General features: G+C 60.9%; 22 protein-coding genes. 12 read left to right on the top strand and 10 right to left on the bottom strand.

The window, feature by feature from the left end; genetic code table 11:
- Positions 1–14 precede the first annotated feature (14 nt).
- The 6 genes from J3P75_RS13275 to J3P75_RS13250 form a co-directional block, all read right to left on the bottom strand.
- Positions 15–740 carry a DUF892 family protein gene (locus J3P75_RS13275; protein WP_434711033.1) on the bottom strand — a complete coding sequence of 242 codons (726 nt, stop codon included), beginning with the start codon at positions 738–740 and terminating at the stop codon, positions 15–17.
- Positions 737–1,912 carry a hypothetical protein gene (locus tag J3P75_RS13270; protein WP_434711031.1) on the bottom strand — a complete coding sequence of 392 codons (1,176 nt, stop codon included), beginning with the start codon at positions 1,910–1,912 and terminating at the stop codon, positions 737–739. Before J3P75_RS13270 ends, J3P75_RS13275 begins: the two co-directional genes overlap by 4 nt.
- 263 nt (positions 1,913–2,175) lie before the next feature.
- On the bottom strand, positions 2,176–3,936 hold the full coding sequence (locus J3P75_RS13265; protein WP_434711029.1) for an ABC transporter ATP-binding protein: 1,761 nt from the start codon (positions 3,934–3,936) through the stop codon (positions 2,176–2,178).
- On the bottom strand, positions 3,933–5,108 hold the full coding sequence (locus tag J3P75_RS13260) for a beta-glucosidase (RefSeq protein ID WP_434711027.1): 1,176 nt from the start codon (positions 5,106–5,108) through the stop codon (positions 3,933–3,935). The genes J3P75_RS13265 and J3P75_RS13260 overlap by 4 nt, the downstream gene beginning before the upstream one ends.
- On the bottom strand, positions 5,108–6,298 hold the full coding sequence (gene glf, locus J3P75_RS13255; protein ID WP_434711025.1) for a UDP-galactopyranose mutase: 1,191 nt from the start codon (positions 6,296–6,298) through the stop codon (positions 5,108–5,110). The genes J3P75_RS13260 and glf overlap by 1 nt, the downstream gene beginning before the upstream one ends.
- Entirely contained in the window at positions 6,286–7,455 is a 1,170-nt protein-coding gene (locus J3P75_RS13250) for a glycosyltransferase family 1 protein (RefSeq protein WP_434711023.1), read from the bottom strand. The genes glf and J3P75_RS13250 overlap by 13 nt, the downstream gene beginning before the upstream one ends.
- 294 nt (positions 7,456–7,749) lie before the next feature.
- Between J3P75_RS13250 and galE the strand changes: the two genes are divergently transcribed.
- The 3 genes from galE (at position 7,750) to J3P75_RS13235 (ending at position 12,229) form a co-directional block, all read left to right on the top strand.
- Positions 7,750–8,775, top strand: coding sequence for a UDP-glucose 4-epimerase GalE (gene galE / locus J3P75_RS13245; protein WP_434711021.1), 1,026 nt, complete (start codon positions 7,750–7,752; stop codon positions 8,773–8,775).
- A gap of 282 nt (positions 8,776–9,057) precedes the next feature.
- Entirely contained in the window at positions 9,058–10,644 is a 1,587-nt protein-coding gene (locus J3P75_RS13240) for an ABC-F family ATPase (protein ID WP_434711019.1), read from the top strand.
- Between the two features lie 397 nt (positions 10,645–11,041).
- Positions 11,042–12,229, top strand: coding sequence for an MFS transporter (locus J3P75_RS13235; RefSeq protein ID WP_434711017.1), 1,188 nt, complete (start codon positions 11,042–11,044; stop codon positions 12,227–12,229).
- A 121-nt stretch (positions 12,230–12,350) separates the two neighbouring features.
- Here the strand turns inward: J3P75_RS13235 and J3P75_RS13230 are convergent, their stop codons facing one another.
- On the bottom strand, positions 12,351–13,388 hold the full coding sequence (locus J3P75_RS13230) for an alpha/beta hydrolase family protein (protein ID WP_434711015.1): 1,038 nt from the start codon (positions 13,386–13,388) through the stop codon (positions 12,351–12,353).
- Positions 13,389–13,589: 201 nt separating this feature from the next.
- Entirely contained in the window at positions 13,590–14,201 is a 612-nt protein-coding gene (locus tag J3P75_RS13225) for an FMN-dependent NADH-azoreductase (protein ID WP_434598041.1), read from the bottom strand.
- A gap of 127 nt (positions 14,202–14,328) precedes the next feature.
- On the opposite strand from J3P75_RS13225, the gene J3P75_RS13220 reads away from it, so the two are divergent.
- Together J3P75_RS13220 and J3P75_RS13215 are read left to right on the top strand one after the other, a co-directional pair.
- Positions 14,329–15,237 carry a LysR substrate-binding domain-containing protein gene (locus tag J3P75_RS13220; RefSeq protein WP_434711284.1) on the top strand — a complete coding sequence of 303 codons (909 nt, stop codon included), beginning with the start codon at positions 14,329–14,331 and terminating at the stop codon, positions 15,235–15,237.
- The gene (locus J3P75_RS13215; RefSeq protein ID WP_434711013.1) at positions 15,234–15,593 is read left to right on the top strand and encodes an MmcQ/YjbR family DNA-binding protein; all 360 of its coding nucleotides are present in this window, start codon (positions 15,234–15,236) and stop codon (positions 15,591–15,593) included. Before J3P75_RS13220 ends, J3P75_RS13215 begins: the two co-directional genes overlap by 4 nt.
- Before the next feature lie 190 nt (positions 15,594–15,783).
- Here J3P75_RS13215 and J3P75_RS13210 read toward each other — a convergent pair whose 3' ends face one another.
- Positions 15,784–16,212 carry a DUF1294 domain-containing protein gene (locus tag J3P75_RS13210; RefSeq protein WP_434711011.1) on the bottom strand — a complete coding sequence of 143 codons (429 nt, stop codon included), beginning with the start codon at positions 16,210–16,212 and terminating at the stop codon, positions 15,784–15,786.
- The gene (locus J3P75_RS13205; RefSeq protein ID WP_090283634.1) at positions 16,209–17,039 is read right to left on the bottom strand and encodes an undecaprenyl-diphosphate phosphatase; all 831 of its coding nucleotides are present in this window, start codon (positions 17,037–17,039) and stop codon (positions 16,209–16,211) included. Before J3P75_RS13205 ends, J3P75_RS13210 begins: the two co-directional genes overlap by 4 nt.
- Positions 17,040–17,342: 303 nt before the next feature.
- Between J3P75_RS13205 and J3P75_RS13200 the strand changes: the two genes are divergently transcribed.
- The 7 genes from J3P75_RS13200 to J3P75_RS13170 all read left to right on the top strand — a co-directional run bounded on the left by J3P75_RS13200 (position 17,343) and on the right by J3P75_RS13170 (position 23,371).
- A complete protein-coding gene (locus J3P75_RS13200) occupies positions 17,343–18,977 on the top strand; it encodes a methyl-accepting chemotaxis protein (protein ID WP_434711009.1) in 1,635 nt (544 codons plus the stop codon).
- A 150-nt stretch (positions 18,978–19,127) separates the two neighbouring features.
- A complete protein-coding gene (gene pnuC / locus J3P75_RS13195) occupies positions 19,128–19,691 on the top strand; it encodes a nicotinamide riboside transporter PnuC (protein ID WP_434711007.1) in 564 nt (187 codons plus the stop codon).
- Entirely contained in the window at positions 19,688–20,212 is a 525-nt protein-coding gene (locus tag J3P75_RS13190) for an AAA family ATPase (RefSeq protein WP_434711282.1), read from the top strand. Before pnuC ends, J3P75_RS13190 begins: the two co-directional genes overlap by 4 nt.
- A gap of 322 nt (positions 20,213–20,534) precedes the next feature.
- Positions 20,535–20,984 carry a hypothetical protein gene (locus J3P75_RS13185; protein ID WP_434711005.1) on the top strand — a complete coding sequence of 150 codons (450 nt, stop codon included), beginning with the start codon at positions 20,535–20,537 and terminating at the stop codon, positions 20,982–20,984.
- 1 nt (position 20,985) lies between these two features.
- Entirely contained in the window at positions 20,986–21,558 is a 573-nt protein-coding gene (locus J3P75_RS13180) for an adhesin (protein WP_434711003.1), read from the top strand.
- A 68-nt stretch (positions 21,559–21,626) separates the two neighbouring features.
- Positions 21,627–22,625, top strand: coding sequence for a heme utilization protein (locus J3P75_RS13175; protein WP_434711001.1), 999 nt, complete (start codon positions 21,627–21,629; stop codon positions 22,623–22,625).
- Positions 22,626–22,690: 65 nt separating this feature from the next.
- Positions 22,691–23,371 (top strand): C39 family peptidase, encoded by a 681-nt coding sequence (locus J3P75_RS13170; protein ID WP_434710999.1) that lies wholly within the window; start codon positions 22,691–22,693, stop codon positions 23,369–23,371.
- Positions 23,372–23,402 lie beyond the last annotated feature (31 nt).

Here is a 23,402-nt window from a genome sequence, read left to right as displayed (position 1 = left end):
GCATTGCCTATCGCTCAGCTCACTTGCGCGAGCAGGTCTTTGCGGATGAACTCGCGGACCGTAGCCAAGTGGGTTTCTTCTTGCTCCAGCGCCTGTTTGAAGCGTTTGGCAATCAGCGGATGACCGCCCTTCTGCGCCAGCTCGATCAGCAATTCCCACGCGGCGTTGTCTTCAAGCTCAATGGTCAGAATCGCACTCATCGACTGCGACACCGTGGTGCGCGGGTCGGTCAGCACTTGCAACACGCCCATCGCCTTGACCCCGGCCACGTCCGCGCACGGCGTCATGGCGGTGGGATCGCCGCCGAGGGTTTCGATGGCTTCGCGGACGATGTTCATGTGTTCGAGTTCTTCAGCCTGGATCTGCCGCAACGTGTCGACCAGCGCCGGATCGGCACCGGGCGCCGAGGTGGCCTTGGCGACCATCGCCTCATACAGGCGCACGCCGGTGCGTTCAAAGGCCAGGCGTTCGCCGAGTTTGTCGATCAGCACTTCCGGGGCCTTGCCGATGGTTTTGTCCAGCGCAGTCTTGAGCATGCCCTTGGTGGTGCCCGGCGCCGGCACCGAGCCGATCAGGTCAGCCTCGCGAATCGCCCGTTCACGTTCAGCGGTGTAGTCGCTCATGTCGCCCGGGACATCGGCCGGGAACATGCGCGTCGCTTCCAATTGGCGAGCGGTGTCCTGCGGCGAGGTCTGAATGCCGGTGCGATTGGTGCCGATGGTGACTTGAGGTTCGCTCATTGCTGTTCTCCCACTTCGTTGAGTTCCGTGCCCGGCTTGAAGGTGTAGCCGGCCGAGGCGATGTTGGCGGGCACTCCCTCGCTGTTGAGTTGCGCGCGGTAATCAAGGGAAGGTCGTGCTTCGCGCTCCTTGGGCACGTAGTCGATGCCATGCGCGCGCAGGTCGACTTCCCGCGACAGGGTTTCGCGGACGAAATCACGCTGGCTCTTGAACTCGATCATCCGTGGCAATGGTCCGGCGAGCACTTCGGCGGGGTCGCGTCGTTCGTACTTCTTGAACAGTTCGCAGGCCAGGTTGAGGTGCCCCAGCTCGTAGTCGACGTAGCGCTCCCACAGCGCTTTGAGGCGTGGGTTCTCTTCCTGCTCGGCGCAACTGGCGTAGGTGTAGACCTCCATCGCTTCGTGGACCAGCCACTTCTCCATGAACGTTTCGGCAGGGTCCTGCAACGAACCGTACTGGGTGACGTGCTGTTCTTCGACTGAGGCGATCTCGGCATACAGGGCGCGGGCTACCGGATCGGCAAACAGCGGGCCGATGTTCATGTAGTAATCATGGGTCTGGTATTCGGCGCCGGTGATCAGCGCCGCGTGGACCTTGGTGATCAGCGCGGCGTTGTCTTTTTCGTAGTTGTCGCGCAGGTCGTCACCGGGGGCGCGGTGGTGCTCGCTGGTCGGCCGACCGGGCACCAGATCGGTGTAGCCCTGGAGGATGTTGTTGGCGTCCTTGCCTTCGAGCCGATCGAGCATGGCGGCGTAGCGATACAGATGATCGAAGTCTTCGAGCAGGCCAAACCGGTAGGTCTGTGCCTGATATGGATCGGGCTCGTTCTGCGCGACAGCAGCGGTCACCTCGATCGCCACCTGCTCATAGGCCACCGTGGTTTCCAGTGGCGAATGATCCGCCGAGAGCAGCCAGTTGATCGAAGTCATCTGGTGCTGCTCGGCGCGGCGAATCTGTGCGAGCGGCAGTTGCAGTTCCTTGTGAAAGCGTGCGCCAAAGTGCTTGAGTCGCAGCGCGTCGGACTCCACCCCGTTCATCAAAATCACCCGCACACGGGTAAACGCATCGTCATCGAGCTTGCTGATCGGTTTGCCGGCCAGCTCGCGCCAGGTAAACGTCTGCTTGTCCAACGGCGTGCCTTTGTTGTCCAGCAGGTTGTCAATTTTTGTCATCTGTTGCTCTCCTCAATCAGTCATCACGCAACGCCTCGCGAGGCACGCTGTGAAAAATCGACTGCGCCAGTCATGCGCCCATTCCTGTGTTTCGACGGATGGCGTTTTACAGCGCAACGGCCGTATTGAAAGGCTTGCGGTCTCATGAAGATGACCATAAGAGCGAGGAAAAACATCGATTTACTTGCGCTGAAACCCGATGAGCGGCGCAGTACCGCGCTCAGACATCAAGCGCAGCGAGGCTGGCAAAACCCGCACAATGCTCAGCGCTCATGCAGCATCGCCTGCATTTGCCAAAGCGTACGAAAACGGCCCTGGCGCAGGCGCAATTCATCCGGCGGGCCGTCTTGCACGATCTCGCCCTGTTCGAGCACCAGCACGCGGTCGAAGCCGGCAATGGTCGAGAGCCGGTGCGCTACGGCGAGCACCGTTCTGCCGCGCATCAGGTTGGCTAACGCGCGCTGGATAATCGCTTCGGAATCGGAATCCAGCGCCGAGGTCGCCTCGTCCAGAATCAGGATCGGCGCGTTCTTGAGAAAGGCGCGCGCCAGTCCCAGGCGCTGACGCTGGCCACCGGAAAGCGTGACGCCGCGTTCACCAACCAGCGTGTGATAGCCCTCGGGTAAGGCCTGCACGAACTCATCGCAGAACGCTTGCCGGGCGGCATCGATGATTTGCTCCTCGGTGGCGTGGGGCTGGCCGTAGCCGATGTTTTCCAGAATGCTGCGATTGAACAACGCAGGCTCCTGCGGCACGACGGCGATCTGCCGGCGCAAGCTGTCCTGGCTGACCGAACGGATGTCCCGATCGTCGATGAGGATCACACCGCTTTGCACGTCATCCAAGCGTTGCAACAGGCTGAGCAAGGTCGATTTGCCGGAACCCGAGGTACCGGCAATGCCAACGCTCTGCCCCGGCGGTATTTCCAGAAACAGGTGCTTGAACACCTGACTACCGCCCGGATAGGCATAGCTGACGTCGAGCAGTTTGATGCCGCCGCGCGTCGGTGCCAGTTCCTCCGGCGTGTCGCTGAGTTCGTGGGGTTGCGCGATGATGCTCAGGGTTTCGGCAATCACGCCCATTTGCTGGCTGGCGTCGACCAGCGCCAGGGCCAGATCGCGCGAACCGTGAAGAATGCGAAAGGTCAACGCGCTGACCATCACCACATCGCCGGCCGTCACCTGGCCCTGCCGCCATAACAGGATGGCCCAGCCCAACATCGCTCCGGCCATGATCGACAGGCAGACATCGTGCAGCACCCGGGCCTTTTCCAGATAGATCCAGCTGCGTCGATGGGCAGCGGCCTCGATGCCGATCTCGCGCTCCAGCCGCTGACGTTCACGCTCGCGTCCGGAAAACGCCTTGATGGTCCAGACATTGGAGACCAGATCGACGATCTCGCCGCCGACCCGCGCTGACTGCGAGGCGAACGCGATATGCCGGTGCCTGCCGCGCACCCCGACCATCGTCAGCAACGCCGCCACCAGCAACACGCAGACGATCAACGCCAGCGCCATCGAGTCGCGCACAGAAAACAGCACCACCACCGCGCCGAGAAAATCCACGCAGGGCGGCACGATGCGCCACGCCAGGCCGCCATAGACGACATCGGCGGCGCCACCGGCCGCCGCCACCCGGTTGGCCAGCGAGCCGCTGAAGTGCCGCTTGAAATAGCGCATCGGGTGGCCGGTCAGGTGATGGAACAGATCCACACGCAGATCGGCACAACTGCCAACCACGGTGTAGCAACCGACCCAGCCGCCCAATCGCCACAACACGTTTTCCAGCACGATCAGCGCGATGAACAGGCTGAACGCGCGCCACACTTGCCCGGCCTGTGACTCTCCGGCCATCGCATCGACCAGCAGTTTCATGCCGTACTGCACCGCCACCGCGCAGCACGCAGCGCCGATCACCAGCGACAGCATGGTGCTGAAGTGAAATGGCCGCACCCTGACATAACGCCACAAGAAGGCACTCGCCGAGGCCGGCAATGGCTCATCACGCAAATGCTGGAAGTTCATCGCTGCCACCGCTCATCAGCCCGGTGCCGGTGCTCGCCGATGCGCTCGGGCACTTGCGCAAGCTCAACACATAACGGATGAAACCCTGCGCGCTCGCCCTCGCCATCGGGGTAGCCGAAAACACCGGTCGGACAGTAACGGTCATCATCCCAGCCGGGGTAATCGAGAAACGGATACCAGCAAATGCCCTGCACCGGTACGTCACGCGCGAGTGCGATTTGCACCTGCTCGACGATATAGCGCAGCCACGGCACGCGCTCGGTGTCCTCCGCCCCGGTTTCCGAGATCAGCAGCGGTCGCTGATAACGCTGATGCAGTTCTTTGAGCATGCCGGCCAGCGGTCGGTAATCGCGTTCACCGCGGTGGATTCGCGCCCCTTCGAAAAACCACTGGTTATGCGGGTAAAAGTTCGCACCAATGATGTCCAGGTAATGTTCCTGCCCGCCCAGTCCGGGCCATTGCCGCCCGGCCAGCAAATCCCAGGCTTCGAACTGCGCCAGGCGATATCGCTCGGCGTGTTCCAGCTCGTCGCTGCGCCGCGAGCCGGAGATGACGTTGATCAACGGGTCGCACTGGACGAAACGCGCCGCCGGCGCCTGTTCGCGAATCGCCTCGATCGCCGCGATGCTCGCTCGAACCAATTGATGTTTGAGCTCTTGGCCGCGCCCGTGAGCACCGGGGTTGAAATAGCCGACATCGCCGCCGGCCCAGCTCCAGAAGGAGATTTCATTGATCGGCGAATAAAAAGGCACGCTCACTCCTTCGTCGCTCATCAGTCGCGCCACGGCACCGGCAAAACGGGCGAAGCGCTCGACAAACGCCGGCTGCCAGATATCCAGATCATCCGGATAGCCGTAATGGCACAAGTCCCAGACCACTTGCAGTTGCGCGCCTTGCGCCGCTTTGAGCATCGGCAGAAAACTGCCCCAGTCATATCGGCCGGGGCTGCGTTCGATCAGATGCCAGCGCAACCCGTCCCGTGCGCAGCGGATGCGCAGATCGGCCAGTTGCCGGTAGTCCTTGTCTGCCCACTGCGCGTGGCCGGTGCTGCTGAGCAGATCCAGCCGTCGACCATCGCGGCGGCGCTGACTGGAACATTCGTAACCGGCCATCACAAAGCTGTCGAACAGCGCAGCGGGCTCGAGTCCGTCACCCTTCGGCTGCGCGGTCATCAGGCATCCAGCCTCGCTTCGGCGGGTAGCGTCTGGCTCTGCGCTTCGATATCGCGGTACAACGCCAACGCCTGCCCGACGACCTGGTCCATGTTGTAGTACTTGTAAGTGCCCAGCCGCCCGAGAAACGTCACGTTCGGGATTTGTTCGGCGAGCGCCCGGTAGCGTTTGTACAGCTCGGCATTTTCCGGGCGTGGCACCGGGTAATACGGGTCGCCGTCGTCACAGGGAAACTCATAGCTGATGCTGGTGCTCGGGTGCGTCTGGCCGGTGAGATGCTTGTACTCGGTGATCCGCGTGTACGGCACTTCGGGGTCGGGAAAATTCACCACGGCGACCGGTTGATAACGCTCCTGCTCCAGCGTCTGATGCTCGAAGCGCAAGGAGCGGTACGGCAAACGCCCCAACTGAAAGTCGAAGTACTCATCGATCGGCCCGCAGTAAATGACATGCCGGTACTTCACCACATCGCGCACGTGCTTGAAGTCCGTGCTCAGCAACAGATCGATTTGCGGCTGATCGAGCATCCGCTCGAACATTTGCGTGTAACCGTGCAGCGGCATGGCCTGGAACGTGTCGGTGAAGTAGCGGTCGTCCTCGTTGGTGCGCGTCGGCACCCGCGAGGTGACCGATTTGTCCAGCGCCGATGGATCGAGCCCCCACTGTTTTCGCGTGTAGCCGCGAAAGAATTTTTCATACAGCTCACGGCCGATCTGGTTGACCACCACGTCTTCGGAGGTGCGAATCGTCGCCACCGGTTCGGCGCGCTCGGCCAGAAACTGTTCCGCCTCGACCGAGTTCATCGACAAACCGTAGAGCGCATTGAGCGTACTCAGGTTGATCGGGATCGGCACCAACTGGCCGTCAACCCTGGCCAGCACTCGGTGCTCGTAAGGACGCCACTCAGTAAAGCGCGACAGGTAATCGACGATGCGCTGCGCGTTTGTGTGAAAAATGTGCGGGCCGTAGCGGTGCACCAATACGCCCGCGGCATCGTAGTGATCGTAGGCATTGCCGGCGATATGGTCGCGCCGATCGATCAGCAGCACGCGGCGGCCGAGGCCTTCGGCCAAGCGTTCGGCGATGACACTGCCGGCAAACCCGGCGCCGACGATCAAATAGTCATAGACCCCACTGTCGGTCTGACTGGACGGGCCGGATCTGGCCGTTTCAAGGGTTATCTGAGGCATTCGATCTGCTCCTTCATGAAGCGGCAAGTATTGTCCCACGACATGCCCGCGATAGCCGCGTCGGCGCGTTGTACGAATTCGTCGGTGCCTTTGAGCGGCAGCGCGCGCTCGATCGCTTCGATGAACGCCTCGGCCGTATCGGCAATGAACACCGCCCCGCTCTCGCCGTAGCCACTGATCACGTCGTGGATCGGCGTCGACACCACCGGACAGCCGCCAGCGAGATATTCCGGGGTCTTGGTCGGGCTGATAAAACGTGTCGAGGCATTGAGGGCGAACGGCATCAGCGCCACGTCCCAACTGCTGAGACAGGCCGGCAGTTCGTCGTATTGCTTGGCGCCCAGGTAATGAATGTTCGGCCGGCGTGGCAGGGTCTGCGGATCGATCTTGACCACCGGCCCGACCAGCACGATTTGCCAATCGGCACGTTGCTGCGCGACCTGGTCGATCAGATCGATATCGAAGCGCTCATCGATGACACCAAAAAAACCCAGGCGTGGCCGCGCGATCGACGCCTGATCCGTTGGCTCCGGCACATCCTCGCGCGCCACTGCGAAGTGTGCGATATCGACGCTGCTCGGCACCGGATAAGCGTTGCCATGCTGGCGCTGCTTGACCTCCCACAGACTGACGCCGCCGGTGAACACCACGTCCGCCCGGCCCATCAGCAAGCGCTCCATGTCGATCAGTTGCGCCGGCGCGCCCATGAACGCCGACAGCTCGTCCATGCAGTCGTAGATCGTGACTTGGGCATCGAGGTGATCGGTAAACGCCAGGCTCATCGGGGTGAAGTACCAGAGCAGCAGGTCGCCCTGCTCACGCCCGGCAAGCAGTTGGTCGAGCAACGCGCGTTGCGCTGACACCATGACTTCGTGGTCGAGGCCTTCGGGCACATGCGGGACCGCCACTTGTATGCCTGCGGCGGGCGTCGAGGTTTCCAGCCAGGGACTCTCGCCAGCGGAGACCACTGGCTCTTCAAAAAAAATCACATCGTAGTTTTGTGCCAGACGCGACATCACATGCTGCGGCCGCTGAAAAACAAACCCCCAGCGCAAATGCGACAGGCACACCAGCGTGGGGCGGGTTTGCGGCGCCAGCTCGACGAGCTTTTGCGCATTCAGAATCGGTGACTGTCCGGGTTGTTCGGCAAGGTTCATGGCAAGTTCCTTATCAAGAGAAAGAAAGACGACTCAGGGTCGAGCCATCGGGCCGTAACACCTGTGAAACAGCAGGTGTCCGGCTTCTCTCGATGAGTCCGTACGGCTCTTGATCGTTGGAAACGTGGCGTTCATGAGGCGTTCACACGAACAATAATCGCAGCCGATGAACTGCACATACCGGCTGGCAAACCGGCTTGAACTCCGCCCGGAAAATGCTCCCTACCTTTCAACAGGCATCACTGCGAGAGTCGCGGATGCCATCGAAAAACCAAGATGATCGAGGGCGGGCGCATGATTCTGATAACGGGTGGTGCGGGCTACATCGGTGCGCATGTCGCGCTGGAATTGCTGGCCAGGAACGAGGACGTGCTGATTCTGGACAATCTGTGCAACAGCCAGCGCTCGGCGATCGAGCGCATCAGCACGCTGGCCGGGCGGCGACCGGGATTCATTCAGGGTGATGTGCGCAACCGGCGTTTGCTCGACACGCTGCTGCGCGACTATCCGATCGATGCCGTGGTGCATTGCGCCGGGTTGAAAGCGGTCGGCGAGAGCGTGCACGAGCCGTTGCGTTACTACGACAACAATGTCGGCGGCAGCCTGACCTTGTGTCAGGCGATGGCGCAGGCCGGGGTTTTCACCTTGGTGTTCAGCTCATCGGCCACGGTGTATGGCGATTGCAGCACGATGCCGATCAACGAGTCCTGCGCCACCGGGCAGCCGACCAATCCTTATGGCATGTCGAAGCTGATGGCGGAAAACATCATGCAAAGTGTTGCCAGCTCCGACCCGCGCTGGTCGATAGGCTTGCTGCGCTACTTCAACCCGATCGGCGCGCACCCTTCCGGCTTGCTGGGCGAAGCGCCGCTGAACATGCCGAATAATCTCCTGCCCTTCCTACTTCAAGTTGCCAGCGGGCAACGTGAATACCTCTCGGTGTTCGGCAACGATTACCCGACAGCGGATGGCACCGGGGTGCGCGACTACATTCATATCGTCGACCTGGCGCAGGGACACCTTTGCGCGCTCGACGCATTGCGCGAGCGCAGCGGTGTGAACATCTGGAACCTGGGTACCGGACGAGGTTACTCGGTGCTGGAGCTGGTCAAGGCTTTCGAACAGGTCAGCGGCGTACCGATTGCGCTGCAGTTCAAGGCCCGGCGGCCGGGCGATGTCACCTGTTGCTGGGCCGATCCGCAAAAAGCCGCTGACGAACTGGGCTGGCGCGCCAGCCGGTCTTTGCAAGACATGCTGACCGATGCGTGGCGATGGCAATGCAGTCAACTTGAAACCGAATGGATCAGAGAAGCCAATTGAATCCTGCCGCACCCGCCAAAGCAGATCACAGCAATGTGCGTTGGCTGGTCGCGCTGCCATACAACTGCCTTCTCAGTTATGCGACAATGCGCGCAATGTCCAACATATGACCCCCGCATGCATCGCTCAGCAGCCTGGCCACACCGGCCAATGGTTGCTGGCGAAGCATGCGCGTTGGCGCAACTCAAGCTCGGATCGGGCGGAGCCGGCAAAGCTCCAGGTTGGTATCAAGTCGGTATCAGGCACACATGACCCGCTCCAAACCATTGATAGGTAAGGTAATTGATCTCCACAGCTAACATCACGATGCAGTTCGGCGCCAAGCCGCTCTTCGAAAACGTTTCGGTCAAGTTCGGCGCGGGCAATCGCTACGGTCTGATTGGCGCCAACGGTTGCGGCAAGTCGACCTTCATGAAAATCCTCGGCGGCGACCTCGACCCGTCCGGCGGTCAGGTCATGCTCGAACCGAACGTGCGTCTGGGCAAGCTGCGCCAGGATCAGTTCGCTTACGAAGAATTCACCGTGATCGACACCGTGATCATGGGCCACGAAGAGCTGTGGAAGGTCAAGGCCGAGCGCGACCGCATCTATTCGATGGCGGAAATGACCGAAGAAGACGGCATGGCCGTCGCCGAGCTGGAAACCGAGTTCGCCGAGATGGACGGCTACACCGCCGAATCCCGTGCCGGTGAACTGCTGCTGGGTCTGGGCATTCCGCTGGAACAGCATTTCGGCCCGATGAGCGAAGTTTCGCCAGGCTGGAAACTGCGCGTATTGCTGGCGCAGGCGCTGTTCTCCGATCCGGAAGTGCTGTTGCTCGACGAACCGACCAACCACCTGGACATCAACACCATTCGCTGGCTGGAAAACATCCTCACCCAGCGCAACAGCCTGATGATCATCATCTCCCACGACCGGCACTTCCTGAACAGCGTGTGCACGCACATGGCTGACCTGGATTACGGCGAGCTGCGTCTGTTCCCGGGCAACTACGACGAGTACATGACCGTGGCGACCCAGTCCCGCGAGCAACTGCTGTCGGACAACGCCAAGAAGAAAGCGCAGATTTCCGAGCTGCAATCGTTCGTCAGCCGCTTCTCGGCCAACGCCTCGAAAGCCAAGCAGGCCACGTCCCGCGCCAAGGCGATCGACAAGATCCAGCTGGCCGAGGTCAAGCCTTCGAGCCGCGTCAGCCCGTTCATTCGTTTCGAACAGAACAAGAAGCTGCACCGTCAGGCAGTCATGGTCGAGAAGATGGCCAAGGGTTTCGACGGCAAGCCGCTGTTCAAGGATTTCAGCTTCCAGGTTGAAGCCGGCGAGCGCTTGGCGATCATCGGCCCGAACGGTATCGGTAAAACCACCCTGCTGCGCACTCTGGTCAACGAGCTGACCCCGGATGCCGGTACCGTCAAGTGGACCGACGCTGCGGAACTGGGCTACTACGCTCAGGACCACGCGCACGATTTCGAAGACGACGTGACCCTGTTCGACTGGATGGGCCAGTGGACTCAAGGCGAGCAGATGATTCGCGGTACGTTGGGCCGGATGCTGTTCTCCAACGACGAGATCCTCAAGTCGGTCAAGGTCATTTCCGGTGGTGAGCAAGGCCGCATGCTGTTCGGCAAGCTGATCCTGCAAAAGCCGAACGTGCTGATCATGGACGAACCGACCAACCACCTCGACATGGAATCGATCGAAGCGCTGAACCTGGCGCTGGAAAACTACCCGGGCACGCTGATCTTCGTCAGCCACGACCGCGAGTTCGTCTCGTCGCTTGCCACGCGCATCATCGAGCTGAGCCCGGATGGCGTGACCGACTTCAGCGGCACCTATGATGACTACCTGCGTAGCCAGGGTGTCGTTTTCTAAAGCAGCTGCAAGTTTCAAGCTGTAAGCTTCAAGCTAAAGCCCTGTCCGTGTGACGGGGCTTTTTGCGTTCAGAGGGCAGTGATTTGCTGGTGCGGCTACCTTCGCGAGCAGGCTCGCTCCCACATTGGGAACGCGTTCTAACCGCCACTGATCGTTCCCACGCTCCGCGTGGGAATGCAGCCCGGGACGCTCCGCGTCCCAAAGCAGACGCAGAGCGTCCTTGGCGGCGTTACCACGCGGAGCGTGGGAACGATCAGACCGAACCCGGAATCCTGCTCGCGAAGGCGGCCTCAGCAGCACCGCACTCATCGGCGAAGTCGTTAGCCTGCTTTCTTTTCATCCATGCCCGCGCCATGATGACCGCAACGCTCCCACCGCCGCCCGCGATCGAGTTCTCATGTCTGCACAGCCTCAACCCCCGCAAAACTCCCTGGCGATCACGCTGAAGATCGTCTCCATCGTCTTCTATACCTTCATTGCCTTCCTCTGCATCGGCCTGCCGATTGCGGTGTTGCCCGCTTACGTGCACGAGCAACTGGGTTTCAGCGCGGTGATTGCCGGGCTGGTGATTGGTTCGCAGTACCTGGCCACCCTGCTCAGCCGGCCGATGGCCGGGCGCATGTCGGATACTCTCGGAACCAAGCGGGCGATCATTTACGGTTTGTGGGGCATTGTGCTCAGTGGTGTGCTGACGCTGGTTTCGACGTTGCTGCAGGATTTTGCCCTGACCAGCCTGATCATTCTGATCATCGGTCGCTTGCTGCTCGGCGTGGCGCAAGGCTTGATCGGTGTGGGCACGATCAGTTGGTGCATGGGCGCGGTCGGCGTCGAGCACACGGCCAAATCCATCGGCTGGAACGGCATCGCCTCGTACGGTGCCATCGCCATCGGCGCGCCGCTGGGTGTGGTGATGGTCGCCGATTACGGTTTCACCAGCCTTGGCATTGCCTTGGCTGCACTGGCGGCCGGCGCGCTGCTGTTGATTCACAACAAACCCTCGGTGCCGGTGATTCGCGGCGAACGCCTGCCGTTCTGGGCGGTGTTCGGGCGCATCGCACCGTATGGCATGAGCCTGACCCTGGCCTCGATCGGCTACGGCACGCTGACCACCTTCATTACGCTGTATTACCTGGACCGCGGCTGGAGCGGCGCAGCGTACTGCCTGACGGTGTTCGGCGTGTGTTTCATCCTGTCCCGGCTGCTGTTCATTTCGGCGATCGCGCGCTTCGGCGGCTTCGCCTCGGCCATCGCCTGCATGAGCGTCGAAACCCTGGGCCTGGTGTTGTTGTGGCTGGCGCCGTCCACCGCGTTCGCCTTGATCGGCGCCGGGCTGGCGGGGTTTGGCCTGTCGCTGGTGTACCCGGCGCTGGGCGTCGAGGCGATCAAGCAAGTGCCCAGTTCCAGCCGTGGATCGGGGCTGGGGGCGTATGCGGTGTTTTTCGATCTGGCGCTGGCGATTGCCGGGCCGTTGATGGGCGCGGTGGCGCTGAATCTGGGCTATGGGTGGATATTCTTCAGTGCGGCAATGTTGTCGGTGATCGGCTTGGGGCTGACGTTGCTGCTCAAGCGCCGGACGATGTCCTGAATCCCGCCGCGGCCCCCTGTAGGCCTTCGCCTGCTCGCGATGGCGGAGTGTCAGTCGACATCTTCTTGCCTGATACACCGCTATCGCGAGCAGGCGAAGGCCTACAAGGGATCTGCGACGTTCATTGATCGGCCGTCTGCATCCCCGCCCGTGTCGGTTTGCCCAGCGCATGGGAGAAGAAGCGGCCGGCCTCGGAGATCAGGTTGCGGTGGATGTCCTCGCGGTCGACGCCATTGGCATCGGTGCACAGCGCCGGCATCGCGCGGATCTGCTCTTCATTGCACGGCGCCAGGAACACGAAATGCCCTGCCCCGGCCAATAATTTGAAGTCCGGCGCGGTCGGCAGTTTGCGCGCCAGTGCGGCGGCGTTCTTGTCGAAGGCCACCAGTTTGTCGCCGTCGCCGCTGTAGAGCAGCACCGGCACGTGTACATCGGCCAGGGTGTGCCGGCCGAACTTCAGGCTCAGCGGCGCCATCAGCAACAAGGCGTGGACGCGCGGATCGGGCACCGGTTGCAGATCATCGCGATCGACGATCAATTCACCCTGGGTATTGCAGGCGTCGTGATCGTCCGGGCGTTCCTGGCAATAGCGCCGCAGGCGATCCAGATCCGGCTGCGCGCCGGAGAGGATCAACGCGGTCTCGCCACCCGCCGAATAACCGATCACGCCGACCTGCTCGGCATTCACATAAGGCGCGAGCATGCCGTCGCCTAGCGTCGCGGTGATCGCTTGGGAAATCTGGATCGGCCGCCCGTAGAGATTACTCAGGGTACCGAGGCGGCTGTGGTCCTTGGAGTTGTCGCCGGGATGAATCACCGCGACCACCACAAAGCCCTTGCGCGCCAGCGACGTCGCGAGATCGTGCAAGGCCAGCGGCGTGCCGGTGTTGCCGTGCGAAAGCATCAGCATCGGAAAACGGCCAATGGCGACTTTGGTGTCTTCACCCGCCTCGACCGAATAGCCCTCGAGCAGGCTCTGGTGTTCGCGCTCGCTGGAGGGATAGAACGCGATCGCGCGCATCGGTTGCAGATCGAGGGGATCGAGAAAGGTCATTTCGTGGTAGCCGACGCTCCACACGGGGTGTCGTCCGGGCGCTGCCTGCACTGAATCGAGGCTGACCAGCAGGCCTATCAGTAACACTGCACAAAGACGCACCATGGATGCCCCACCCTGTTTTGACTGAATCCTGTGATTCGCTGCCTGCGTGGATCGGCGCGCGAACGCTGAGCGATCAACTGCATAACCCGGGCCAGATTATGTAACAGCCAGAAACAAAAAACTCCGTATTCGCCCCTTGCGGAACCAGAATACAGAGTTTTTTGAGTGCTGCCTGAACCGTAGCTGTTCTTTACGCAAGCCTTACGCAGCAGCGAACAGTTGCTCGCTGATCTTCGCCTGGGCTGCGGCCATGGCGTTGTTGCGCACTTCTTCGCCGTAAGCCAGACCTTCAGCGCGGACGATTTCGATGTCGGTGATGCCCAGGAAGCCCAACACCAGCTTCAGATATTCTTCGTGAGCGATGCCGCTGGCCTGACCGGCATGGATGCCACCGGAGGTGGAAACGATCACCACTTTCTTGCCACCGCACAGGCCTTCAGGGCCGGCTTCGGTGTAACGGAAGGTCTGGCCGGCGACGGCAACGCGGTCGATCCACGCCTTGAGTTGGGTCGGTACGGTGAAGTTGTACATCGGCGCGGCGATTACCACGGCGTCGGCAGCGATGAATTCGGCCAGGGTGCTGGCGCTCAATTCGGCTTCGTGCTGTTGCGCGGCGTCACGCAGTTCAGCGGTGGTGCCGGCGGCGACCAAAGTAGTCGAGGAAAAGTGGCTGATCGCGTCAGCCGCCAGATCACGGTAAGTCACCACGGCGCTCGGCTCAGCGGCCTGCCAGGCTTTGACGACCTGGCTGCTCAGCTGACGGGATGCCGAGTTGTCGCCCAGGATGCTCGAATCGATATGCAGCAGTTTCATGTGGATGCTCCTTAAGTAATCGCCGGTTGCGACGCAATGGAGACAATCCTACGCAAGAAACCAATGGATGATTAGCCGCCCGCAATGCGATAGTTTGTCCTATTGATAGAACAGTCGGATGACTCGAATGCAAGACCTCAACGATCTCTACTATTTCGCCAAAGTTGTCGAGGCCGGCGGGTTCGCTGCGGCAGGGCGTTTGCTGGGCATTCCCAAGTCACGGCTGTCGCGGCGCATCGCCGAACTGGAAGAGCGCCTTGGCGCGCGACTGCTGCAACGCACCACCCGCCAGCTCAACCTGACGGCCGTCGGCGAGCGCTATTTGCGTCATTGTCAGGCGATGTTGCTGGAAGCCGAAATGGCTGACGAGGCAGTGGCGAGCATGTCCAGTGAGCCGCGCGGGCGCTTGCGGGTATCCTGCCCGACCGGACTGGCTCGGGAGATGCTGCCGTGGGTCATCAGCGAATTCCTCGGCAAATTTCCGCAGGTGCAACTGGAAGTGGTGCTGCTCAATCGTCGTGTCGATCTGGTCGGCGAAGGTTTCGATGTGGCGCTGCGCGTGCGCGAGCATGGTGATGAAGATCCATTGCTGGTTACCCGGCGTCTGCGTCAGGCGCAGATGGTCGTGGTCGCCAGCCCGGCTTTTGTCGCGGACCACTCGGTCAATCATCCGCAGGACCTGAAGAACCTGCCGGTGCTTGGTGCGCTAGAGGCTGATCGTCTGGTCCACGTGCGCTTGCTCGACGCCCAGGGCAAGAGTTTCGAGCTGAACATGGAAGCACGCCTGGGCATCGATGACTTTATTGTGCGCAAGGCTTGTGTGCTGGCCGGGCAGGGTTTCACCTTGTTGCCGATGATGTATTGCGAAGAAGAGCTGCGCAACGGCACGCTGGTGCAGATGCTGCCGGAGTGGTCATTGCCCGGCGGCTGGCTGCAAGCGGTGTATCCGCATCGGCGCGGGGTGATGCCGGCGGTGCGTGCGTGGATCGATCATCTGGTCGAATCGTTCAATGCCTGTGGGGAGCGACCGCTATGAGCAAGGGAAAAATGAGCGAAGCCGAAGTGGCGGCGTTCTGCCTGGCATTGCCGGGTGCTCGGGAAGATTACAAGTGGGGCGGCGTGCGCGTGTTTTCGATTGCCGGCAACAAGATGTTTGCCTTGCAGGGACTGCGTGGCGATTCATTGGCCTTCAAGGTCGACAAGGATCTGTTCCTCGGCCACTGCGACCGCCCGGGCATCCACCCGGCGCCGTATCTGGCGCGGGCGCAGTGGATCATCATGCACCCGCCCTACCCACTGGGCGCTGAGGAATTGCAGGGGCTGTTGCAGCGTTCGCATCAGTTGGTGGTGGGAAAGCTGCCGAAAAAGACCCAGATCGGTCTTCTGCTTTAAGCCCCAATCCTCCTGTGGGAGCTAGCCTGCTAGCGATAGCGGTGTGTCATTTTCGAATGCGCCGCCTGACACGCCGCTAACGCCAGCAGGCTGGCTCCCACAGGGGTTCGTGGTGTTCCAAGGTTAAGTGAGCCGAGCACAAAAATGTAGGAGCCAGCCTGCTGGCTCCTACAGGGTTTTGTGGTTTGGGTCAGAACAGTTTCAGCAGGTTCGAGCCGAGGAACAGCTGGTCGATCCAGAACACCTGATGCAGCGCGACGATCACCCAGAACAGAATCTGGAACGACACCTTGCGCGTCTTGTGCCGGAACAGTTGCTGGGCGATCAGTGCGCCCGGCCAGCCACCGGCCAGTTCCACGGTGTGGAGGATGTTTTCCGGGGTGCGCCAGGCATCGGTGCGGGCCTTGCGCTTGTCGGCCCAGTACATGAAGAACGCCAGCACGCTGACAATCCCGTAAGCCGCCAGCGGCACCAGGGAAATCCCGCGCAGCCACATCGACACGGAGCCGAACAGCGGCAGCGCGCACACCACCAGCAGCACCAGCAATTTGAATTTCAGATGCTGAATCGCGCCGCCCGAAGGCCGCCCTTCGGTGCGGCGTGCGCGGGAATCGTTCATGGCTTGGCCGCCGCCCAGTCGACCCAGCCGAATTGCCAGGTCGCCAGGATCACCAAGCCAAACACGATCCGGTACCAGGCGAACGCCGCGTAGCTGTGGCTGGCAATGAACTTGAGCAGGCCGCGCACGGCGATCATGGCGAAGATGAACGCGGTGACGAAACCGATGGCGAACACCGGGAAATCTGCCGGCACAAACAGCTCGCGATATTTATAACCCGAGTAGACCGCCGCGCCGACCATGGTTGGCATCGCCAGAAAAAACGAAAACTCCGTGGCGGTCTTGCGCGACAGGCCGAACAACAGGCCGCCAATGATCGTCGAGCCGGAGCGCGAGGTGCCGGGGATCATCGCCAGGCATTGGGCGAAACCGACTTTCAGTGCGTCCTTCCAGGTGATCTCGTCGACCGTTTCGGCGTGCACCTCGTGCTGACGCTTCTCCGCCCACAACATGATCACCCCGCCCACCACCAGCGCGGCCGCGACCGTGATCGGGTTGAACAAGTATTCGTGGATCAGGTCGGCAAAAATCACCCCCAGCACCACTGCCGGCAGGAAGGCGATCAGCAGGTTGGCGGTGAAGCGCCGTGCGCTCGGCTGGGTCGGCAGACCGATGACCACGTCGAGAATCTTGCGGCGAAACTCCCAGACCACCGCGAGAATCGCGCCGAGCTGGATAATGATATTGAACGCCATGGCCCGTTCGCCGCCGAAATCGAGCAAGTCGGCAACGATGATCTGGTGCCCCGTACTGGAAATGGGCAAAAACTCCGTCAGCCCTTCTACAACTCCTAGTATCAGTGCCTGCAAGGCCGTCCAAAGATCCATCAATCCCCCAAAGAGCGATGCGCAGCGGCATGCCCCGATAGTATTTTTTACGTTCACTGCGATCAGCGTAGCTGTTTATGGCTGTACCGATTCCGCGCGCACAGAATCCACACGAAACGGTAAAAATTCCGTGAAATTTCAAAATGGATTCAGGTTTTCACGCGCGGGGCCGAAATCCTAACAGACAAGCCTTAATAGCGCTGCCGCGTTATACGACTTGGGTCGCATGTACCCGCCCGCGTTATCGTGGCTGGATGCTGGCGGTCAATCATTACAAGAACAAGAACCCGGAGTGACAGCGTTATGAACAGCTTGCGCAGTGTGTCGATCAGCCGACGCTTGTGGCTCATCTTGATTGTGGCGGTGGTCATGTTGCTGACCTTGGGCGTGCTGATGCTCAAGCAGATCCATGACGACCTTTATCACGCCAAGGCCCAGAAAACCCAGCATGTGGTGCAGACCGCCAGCGGCCTGCTGACCTATTACCATGGCCTGCAAACCGCCGGCACCTTGAGCAAGGAAGCGGCGCAGCAACAGGCGCTGACGGCGATTCGCGGCCTGCGCTACGACCAGAGCGATTACTTCTGGATCAATGACCTCACGCCCGTGATGGTCATGCACCCGACCAATCCCAAGCTCGAAGGCCAGAACCTCTCGGCAATCCGCGACCCGGACGGTTTTGCGGTGTTCAACGAGATGGTCGCCATTGCCAAGGCCAAAGGCGCCGGCATGGTCAACTATCGCTGGCCGAAACCCGGCGCCACCGACCCGGTGGCGAAAACCTCCTACGTCAAACTGTTCGAGCCGTGGGGCTGGGTGATCGGCTCCGGCGTGTATGTCGATGACGTGCAGGCCGAATTCCAGGGGCAGATGCTGAAAGCCTCGGTGATCGGCCTGGCCATCGCGCTGATCATGGCGCTGCTGGTGATCCTGATCGCGCGCAGCATCGTCCGGCCGTTGCAGGAAACCGTCAACGCCATGGCCAACATCGCCAGCGGCGAAAGCGACCTGACCCGCAGCCTCGATACCCACGGCAAAGACGAAGTCACCGAACTGGCGCACCATTTCAACGCCTTCACCGCCAAGTTGCGCCGGGTCATCGGCGACTTGCAGGTATCGGCCAGCGCCCTCGGCCAGTCCTCAAGCGAGCTGGGCAACGACGCGTCGCAGGCGCAACAACGCAGCCAGCAGCAATCGCAGCAGATGGAACTGGTGGCCACGGCAATCAACGAAGTGACCTATGGCGTGCAGGATGTGGCGAAAAACGCCGAGCACGCCGCCGCCGAAATGCGTGATGCCGAGGCGCAGGCGCAACAGGGCCAGATCAACATCGACGGCAGCCTGCAACAGATCGACAGGCTGTCCGGCACCATCGATCAAGCGGTGGAAGTGATTCGTACGCTGGCCGCCGAAAGCACGCAGATTGGCAGCGTGCTGGAAGTGATCCGCTCGATTGCCGAGCAGACCAACCTGCTCGCGCTCAACGCCGCTATCGAAGCGGCGCGGGCCGGCGAGCAAGGTCGCGGGTTTGCCGTGGTCGCGGACGAAGTGCGCTTGCTGGCGCAGCGTACGCAGAAATCCACCGCAGAAATCCAGTCGATGATCGAGCGTTTGCAAAACCATTCCGAGGCCGCCGTGAAGGTGATCGGCGACAGCAGCAAGGCCTCACAACTGACCATCGAACAGGCGGGGCTTGCCGGAGCCAGCCTCAACGCGATCGGCCAGGCCCTGCGCAATCTCAATGGCTTGAACGCCTCGATTGCCAGCGCGACGTTGCAGCAGGCGCATGTGGTTGAAGACATCAATCAGAACGTGACGCAGGCGGCGGGGCTTTCGCACAGCACGGCGTTGGCGGCGGAGCAGTCGAGTGCGGCGAGTTTGCGGCTTGGGCAGTTGAGTGAACAGCTCAACGGGTTGCTGCGGCAGTTTCGCGTCTAGTCACGCTCCTTTGTAGGAGTGAGCCTGCTCGCGATAGCGGTGTTTCAGACAATGTGAGTTTTGCTGACACACTGCTATCGCGAGCGGGCTCACTCCTACATGTTTTTGTGTAAAATCCGCCCCTTTCTTCATTCCCCCCAAGGATCCTCCATGTCCGGGCTCGAACTGTTTGCCGCCGCCCTCGGTGTGATCGCCGTCTGGCTGACGGTCAAACAGAATCCGTGGTGCTGGCCGATCGGGCTGGTCATGGTGTTGCTCTACAGCTGGATCTTCTTTGAGGTGAAGCTGTATTCGGACATGTTGCTGCAAGTGATCTACGCCGCGCTGCAACTCTACGGCTGGTGGCAATGGACCCGCGCCGGGACGATGCACGACGGGCGCGCGGTGACGCGGCTGGATGCGCGCGCAATCGCCCTTGGCCTCGGCGTCGGCGCGCTCGGCAGTCTGCTGCTCGGCGCGGCGATGGCGCACTGGACCGACGCTGCACAACTGTGGCTGGATGCCGCGCTCACCGGTTTCAGCCTGGTCGCGCAGTTATGGATGGCGCAAAAGCGTCTGCAATGCTGGGCGCTGTGGTTTGTGCTGGATGTGATTTTCGTCGGGTTGTTCATCTACAAGGGCCTTTACCTCACCGCCGCGTTGTACGGGCTGTTTACCTTGCTCGCGGTTCAGGGCTTTCGCGAATGGCGCGCCGACCCGGCGCTGCGCACATGAAAGTGGTGGTGCTGACCGGCCCGGAATCCAGTGGCAAGAGCTGGCTGGCGGCGGGCCTGCAGCAGCGCTTTGGCGGCTTGCGCGTGGATGAATATGTGCGCCGCTTTATCGAACTCAATCCCCGCGACACCTGCCTGGACGACATCCCCGACATCGCTCGCGGCCAGTTGCAGTGGGAGGACGAAGCGCGGGCGCAGCGGCCTGAACTGCTGATTCTCGACACCCACCTGCTGAGCAATATGCTCTGGAGCCAGACGCTGTTCGGTGCCTGCCCGGCGTGGCTGGAGCAGGAATTGCTGACGCGGCATTACGACCTGCACCTGCTGCTGTCACCGGAACAGGTCGACTGGACCGACGATGGTCAGCGCTGCCAACCGGATCTCGTCGAGCGACAGGCCTTCTATCAGGCGACTCGACAGTGGCTGGAGCAGCATCAACAACCGCTGCAAGTCATTGCCGGCAACTGGGCCGAGCGCCAGGCGCAGGCTTTCGCTGCCGTTGAGCGTTTGCTGGCTGAATGACCCGAACGCGGGCCACGTGTCCATTGCTGAAACACCTTCCCTCACTCAAAAGGCCGATCTCAACACGGTTTACAGCTTTGTCATGGGTGGTGTATCAACGCTGAAACACCCTCGCACCAAGCCTTGTTCCAGAGCGTTGCCCAGCCAGTCGCCAGCTCAGCAGCAACCTGCCTGTTTCAAAGTTGAAACAGATCCCCACACAACGCAGGTAAATATTTCCGTAACCCTCTGAAATTAAAGTCTATTCAAAAAGCGGCACAGCTTTCGCTCTCTCCTTCACAACGCTGACCAAGGGCAGCCCGTTAAAGAAGGAGTCGCAGCCGTGGGGACTTTCAAAACCGGATTGACCTGTCTTGTGCTGATCGGATCGGCAGCCAGCGCAGTGATCAGCTTCAGCGTGCAGGCCCAAGGCAATGGCGTGATCGTCCTGCAGCGCGACGTTCAGCCGATCCCGATCGGGCGCAATGGTGGCAAAGACCCCTACCCGACCACCGTCAACGCCAACCCTTCGGCACGTATCAATCAAACCGTCGGCAGCACTGAACTCAGCGACGGCGATTTCGCCAGTGTCGCCAGCGGTTCCTCGATTCGCGGCAACATCACCACGCCCAATTCCAACCTGCCTGGCATGAACACCCTGACCAACCAGAACGGTCTGCCCGGCATGCGTGTGGGTAGCGGCGGCGGTGCCGGTGGCTCGATTTCCAATACCGTCAACCGTGCCATGAGCACCGGTCTGGCGCCTCTGACCCGCATGGCCGGAGGCCAATAAGATGAATCGCACCCTGCTGCTTCTCGCCCTGCTCGGCTGCACCAGCGCCATGGCTGATTCGAACACGGTCAACCGCGCGCACATTCAGGACTCCGGCACACAGTACCGCGGCAATTTCAACGTCAACCAGGCCGCCGGTGACCAGATGCAGCAAGCCAATACCAAGGCGATTGCCATCGGCACCGAATCCCATGCGACCACGCAGGTCATGCAGAAAATCGATACGCCCGCCAGCCGCGCCATCGACGCGAGCGCCAACATCGGCGGCCACGCTTTCAGCAATGGCAACGGCATCCTCGGTGTGAACCAGGGCGCCGGGGCCAACAATCAAATGGCCAACGTCACGCGCGTCAGCATCAGTGCTGCCCCGCAAAGCGTTGACGACAGCGCCCTGTCGCAACAGAACGTGGCGTTTTTACCGAACTCAGGAGCAACTGGCACCTCACCCGGCAGTCGCCAGGTCACGACAAGTGATCAGGCCTTCACCGGCAGCCGTGGGGTAATCCAGGTGAACCAGAGTGCCGGGGTGGGGAACCGAATGGCCAACACCCTGAGCATCCGGGTCGCAGACTGACCCATACAAAGTGCAAGTGGAAAAGTAACAACACTTAACCCAACTAATAAGCACGATGGAGAAACACCATGAAACCTACAATGGCTCTCAAACCACTGGTTTTCGCACTCGCAGCAGTGATGGCAATCGCAGCACAGGCTGGCGGCCGTGATGACAACAACGGTCATGGTAACGGGCACGGCAATGGCCACGGTAACGGTCACGGCCAGCAAGGTCCGAATCTTGAACAACTGCTGCAGATCACCGCAGGCGCCGGCGCCGCTGTACTCGACGCGCAAGACAGCGACGGCAACGTGGTGAAAAACCAGGGCACGCTGAACAATGCCAACGCCAGCGACTCGCTCAACGGCTCCAACGGCAACATGGGCGCCAACGTGGCCGCCGGCGACGGCAACCAGCAGGACAACGCTGCTGCGCTGGCCACCGCTGACGAAAGCTTCATCTTCGGCAACGCTGTTGCGGCCTCGAGCGCGACTCAGGTAAACAACAACAACTACGTGAAAAACTCCTCCACGTTCAACAACGCCACGCTCAACAATGCCGGCAACAATGGTTCCGGCAATATCGGCATCAACGTGAGCGCCGGCAACTTCAACCAGCAGAAAAACAACCTGGCGATCGCTGTATCGGGTGGCCGTGTCGCCACTGCTGCCGCTGCTGCCAACCAGTCCTCCACTGGCCTGGTCGTAGAGAACAAAGGCGTGCAGGCTTACAAAACCGACACCCTTACCGGTACCTATGCAGCCGCTGGCGTGTTCAAAGCCAAAGGCACTGCAACCATCGAAGACGACAACCATGGCGGTTGGGGTAACCGTGGCGGCGGCCACGGCGGCAACGATGATCAGAAAGCCAAGTTCGAAGCCGTGGGCAGTTTTGGCCTCGCTGGCGTCACCACCCAACAAGTGTTGACCAAAGATGGCTGGAAAACCCCGGTGGTCAACAATGCCAACATGACCAACTCGATGAACAACTTCTCCGGCAACGGTGGAGCCAACGTCTCGGCCGGTGTCGGCAACCAGCAAAGCAACTCGCTGTCCATCGCCGCAGGTTGCAAAGCCTGCATGTAAGCGCGATCGAAACGAAAGCCCCGGCAACGGGGCTTTTTCCCTGGTTCCACAAGGCGTATTCGATCATGCGGACTCCTGCCCTCCTCGCTCTGCTTTGTCTGTGTGGCCTGACTCAGGCAGCGCAGATGCCCGTCGCTGCCCTGCCTGGCGGCGTGCTGGTCTACAAGGATGTGCAAAGCATTCGTGAGCGCAAGTTTGCCGACATCGTCGAACAGAAAACCGATTTCAGTTGCGGCGCTGCTGCACTGGCAACGGTGTTGCGCCAGGCCTATTGGCTCGACGTCGATGAGGAGCACATCATCAAAGGCATGCTGGTCAACGCTGACCAGGACCTTGTGCGTACGCAAGGGTTCTCCATGCTCGACATGAAGCGCTACGTAGAGAGCATCGGCATGCGTGCCCGTGGTTACCGGATCCCGCCCGAAAAACTCGAAGCGGTGACCATTCCGGTGGTGGTTCTGATGGATATTCGCGGCTACAAGCATTTCGTCGTGCTGCAGCGTTCGGACAAGGATTGGGTCTACATCGGAGATCCGGTTCTGGGCCACAAACGCTACAAGCATGATGACTTTGTCAAAGGTTGGAACGGCATCGTCTTTGCCATCGTCGGCCCCGGTTACGACAAGGCCAACGCCTTGCGCACCCCTCCCGTGCCGCTGACGGCGAAGAATTCGCTGGACGGTTTCAACCCGGTCAAAGATGCGGAATTGATGGACTTCGGGTTCATTCAGAGCGACTTCTTTTAATCGCCGAGTTAGAGAATGGGACTGGATGTCC

Source organism: Pseudomonas sp. R1-1, from assembly GCF_051132135.1.
In the GTDB taxonomy this organism is placed as follows: Bacteria; Pseudomonadota; Gammaproteobacteria; order Pseudomonadales; family Pseudomonadaceae; genus Aquipseudomonas.
Note: the sequence above shows the minus strand (reverse complement) of the source record. Positions and strands in the feature narration are given on the sequence as shown.

What these genes read in the sequence shown, in the direction of transcription:
- J3P75_RS13275 (WP_434711033.1), bottom strand. Translation starts at nt 740, where the DNA reads ATGAGCGAACCTCAAGTCACCATCGGCACCAATCGCACCGGCATTCAG.
- J3P75_RS13270 (WP_434711031.1), bottom strand. Translation starts at nt 1,912, where the DNA reads ATGACAAAAATTGACAACCTGCTGGACAACAAAGGCACGCCGTTGGAC.
- J3P75_RS13265 (WP_434711029.1), bottom strand. Translation starts at nt 3,936, where the DNA reads ATGAACTTCCAGCATTTGCGTGATGAGCCATTGCCGGCCTCGGCGAGT.
- J3P75_RS13260 (WP_434711027.1), bottom strand. Translation starts at nt 5,108, where the DNA reads ATGACCGCGCAGCCGAAGGGTGACGGACTCGAGCCCGCTGCGCTGTTC.
- glf (WP_434711025.1), bottom strand. Translation starts at nt 6,298, where the DNA reads ATGCCTCAGATAACCCTTGAAACGGCCAGATCCGGCCCGTCCAGTCAG.
- J3P75_RS13250 (WP_434711023.1), bottom strand. Translation starts at nt 7,455, where the DNA reads ATGAACCTTGCCGAACAACCCGGACAGTCACCGATTCTGAATGCGCAA.
- galE (WP_434711021.1), top strand. Translation starts at nt 7,750, where the DNA reads ATGATTCTGATAACGGGTGGTGCGGGCTACATCGGTGCGCATGTCGCG.
- J3P75_RS13235 (WP_434711017.1), top strand. Translation starts at nt 11,042, where the DNA reads ATGTCTGCACAGCCTCAACCCCCGCAAAACTCCCTGGCGATCACGCTG.
- J3P75_RS13230 (WP_434711015.1), bottom strand. Translation starts at nt 13,388, where the DNA reads ATGGTGCGTCTTTGTGCAGTGTTACTGATAGGCCTGCTGGTCAGCCTC.
- J3P75_RS13225 (WP_434598041.1), bottom strand. Translation starts at nt 14,201, where the DNA reads ATGAAACTGCTGCATATCGATTCGAGCATCCTGGGCGACAACTCGGCA.
- J3P75_RS13220 (WP_434711284.1), top strand. Translation starts at nt 14,329, where the DNA reads ATGCAAGACCTCAACGATCTCTACTATTTCGCCAAAGTTGTCGAGGCC.
- J3P75_RS13215 (WP_434711013.1), top strand. Translation starts at nt 15,234, where the DNA reads ATGAGCAAGGGAAAAATGAGCGAAGCCGAAGTGGCGGCGTTCTGCCTG.
- J3P75_RS13210 (WP_434711011.1), bottom strand. Translation starts at nt 16,212, where the DNA reads ATGAACGATTCCCGCGCACGCCGCACCGAAGGGCGGCCTTCGGGCGGC.
- J3P75_RS13205 (WP_090283634.1), bottom strand. Translation starts at nt 17,039, where the DNA reads ATGGATCTTTGGACGGCCTTGCAGGCACTGATACTAGGAGTTGTAGAA.
- J3P75_RS13200 (WP_434711009.1), top strand. Translation starts at nt 17,343, where the DNA reads ATGAACAGCTTGCGCAGTGTGTCGATCAGCCGACGCTTGTGGCTCATC.
- pnuC (WP_434711007.1), top strand. Translation starts at nt 19,128, where the DNA reads ATGTCCGGGCTCGAACTGTTTGCCGCCGCCCTCGGTGTGATCGCCGTC.
- J3P75_RS13190 (WP_434711282.1), top strand. Translation starts at nt 19,688, where the DNA reads ATGAAAGTGGTGGTGCTGACCGGCCCGGAATCCAGTGGCAAGAGCTGG.
- J3P75_RS13180 (WP_434711003.1), top strand. Translation starts at nt 20,986, where the DNA reads ATGAATCGCACCCTGCTGCTTCTCGCCCTGCTCGGCTGCACCAGCGCC.
- J3P75_RS13175 (WP_434711001.1), top strand. Translation starts at nt 21,627, where the DNA reads ATGAAACCTACAATGGCTCTCAAACCACTGGTTTTCGCACTCGCAGCA.
- J3P75_RS13170 (WP_434710999.1), top strand. Translation starts at nt 22,691, where the DNA reads ATGCGGACTCCTGCCCTCCTCGCTCTGCTTTGTCTGTGTGGCCTGACT.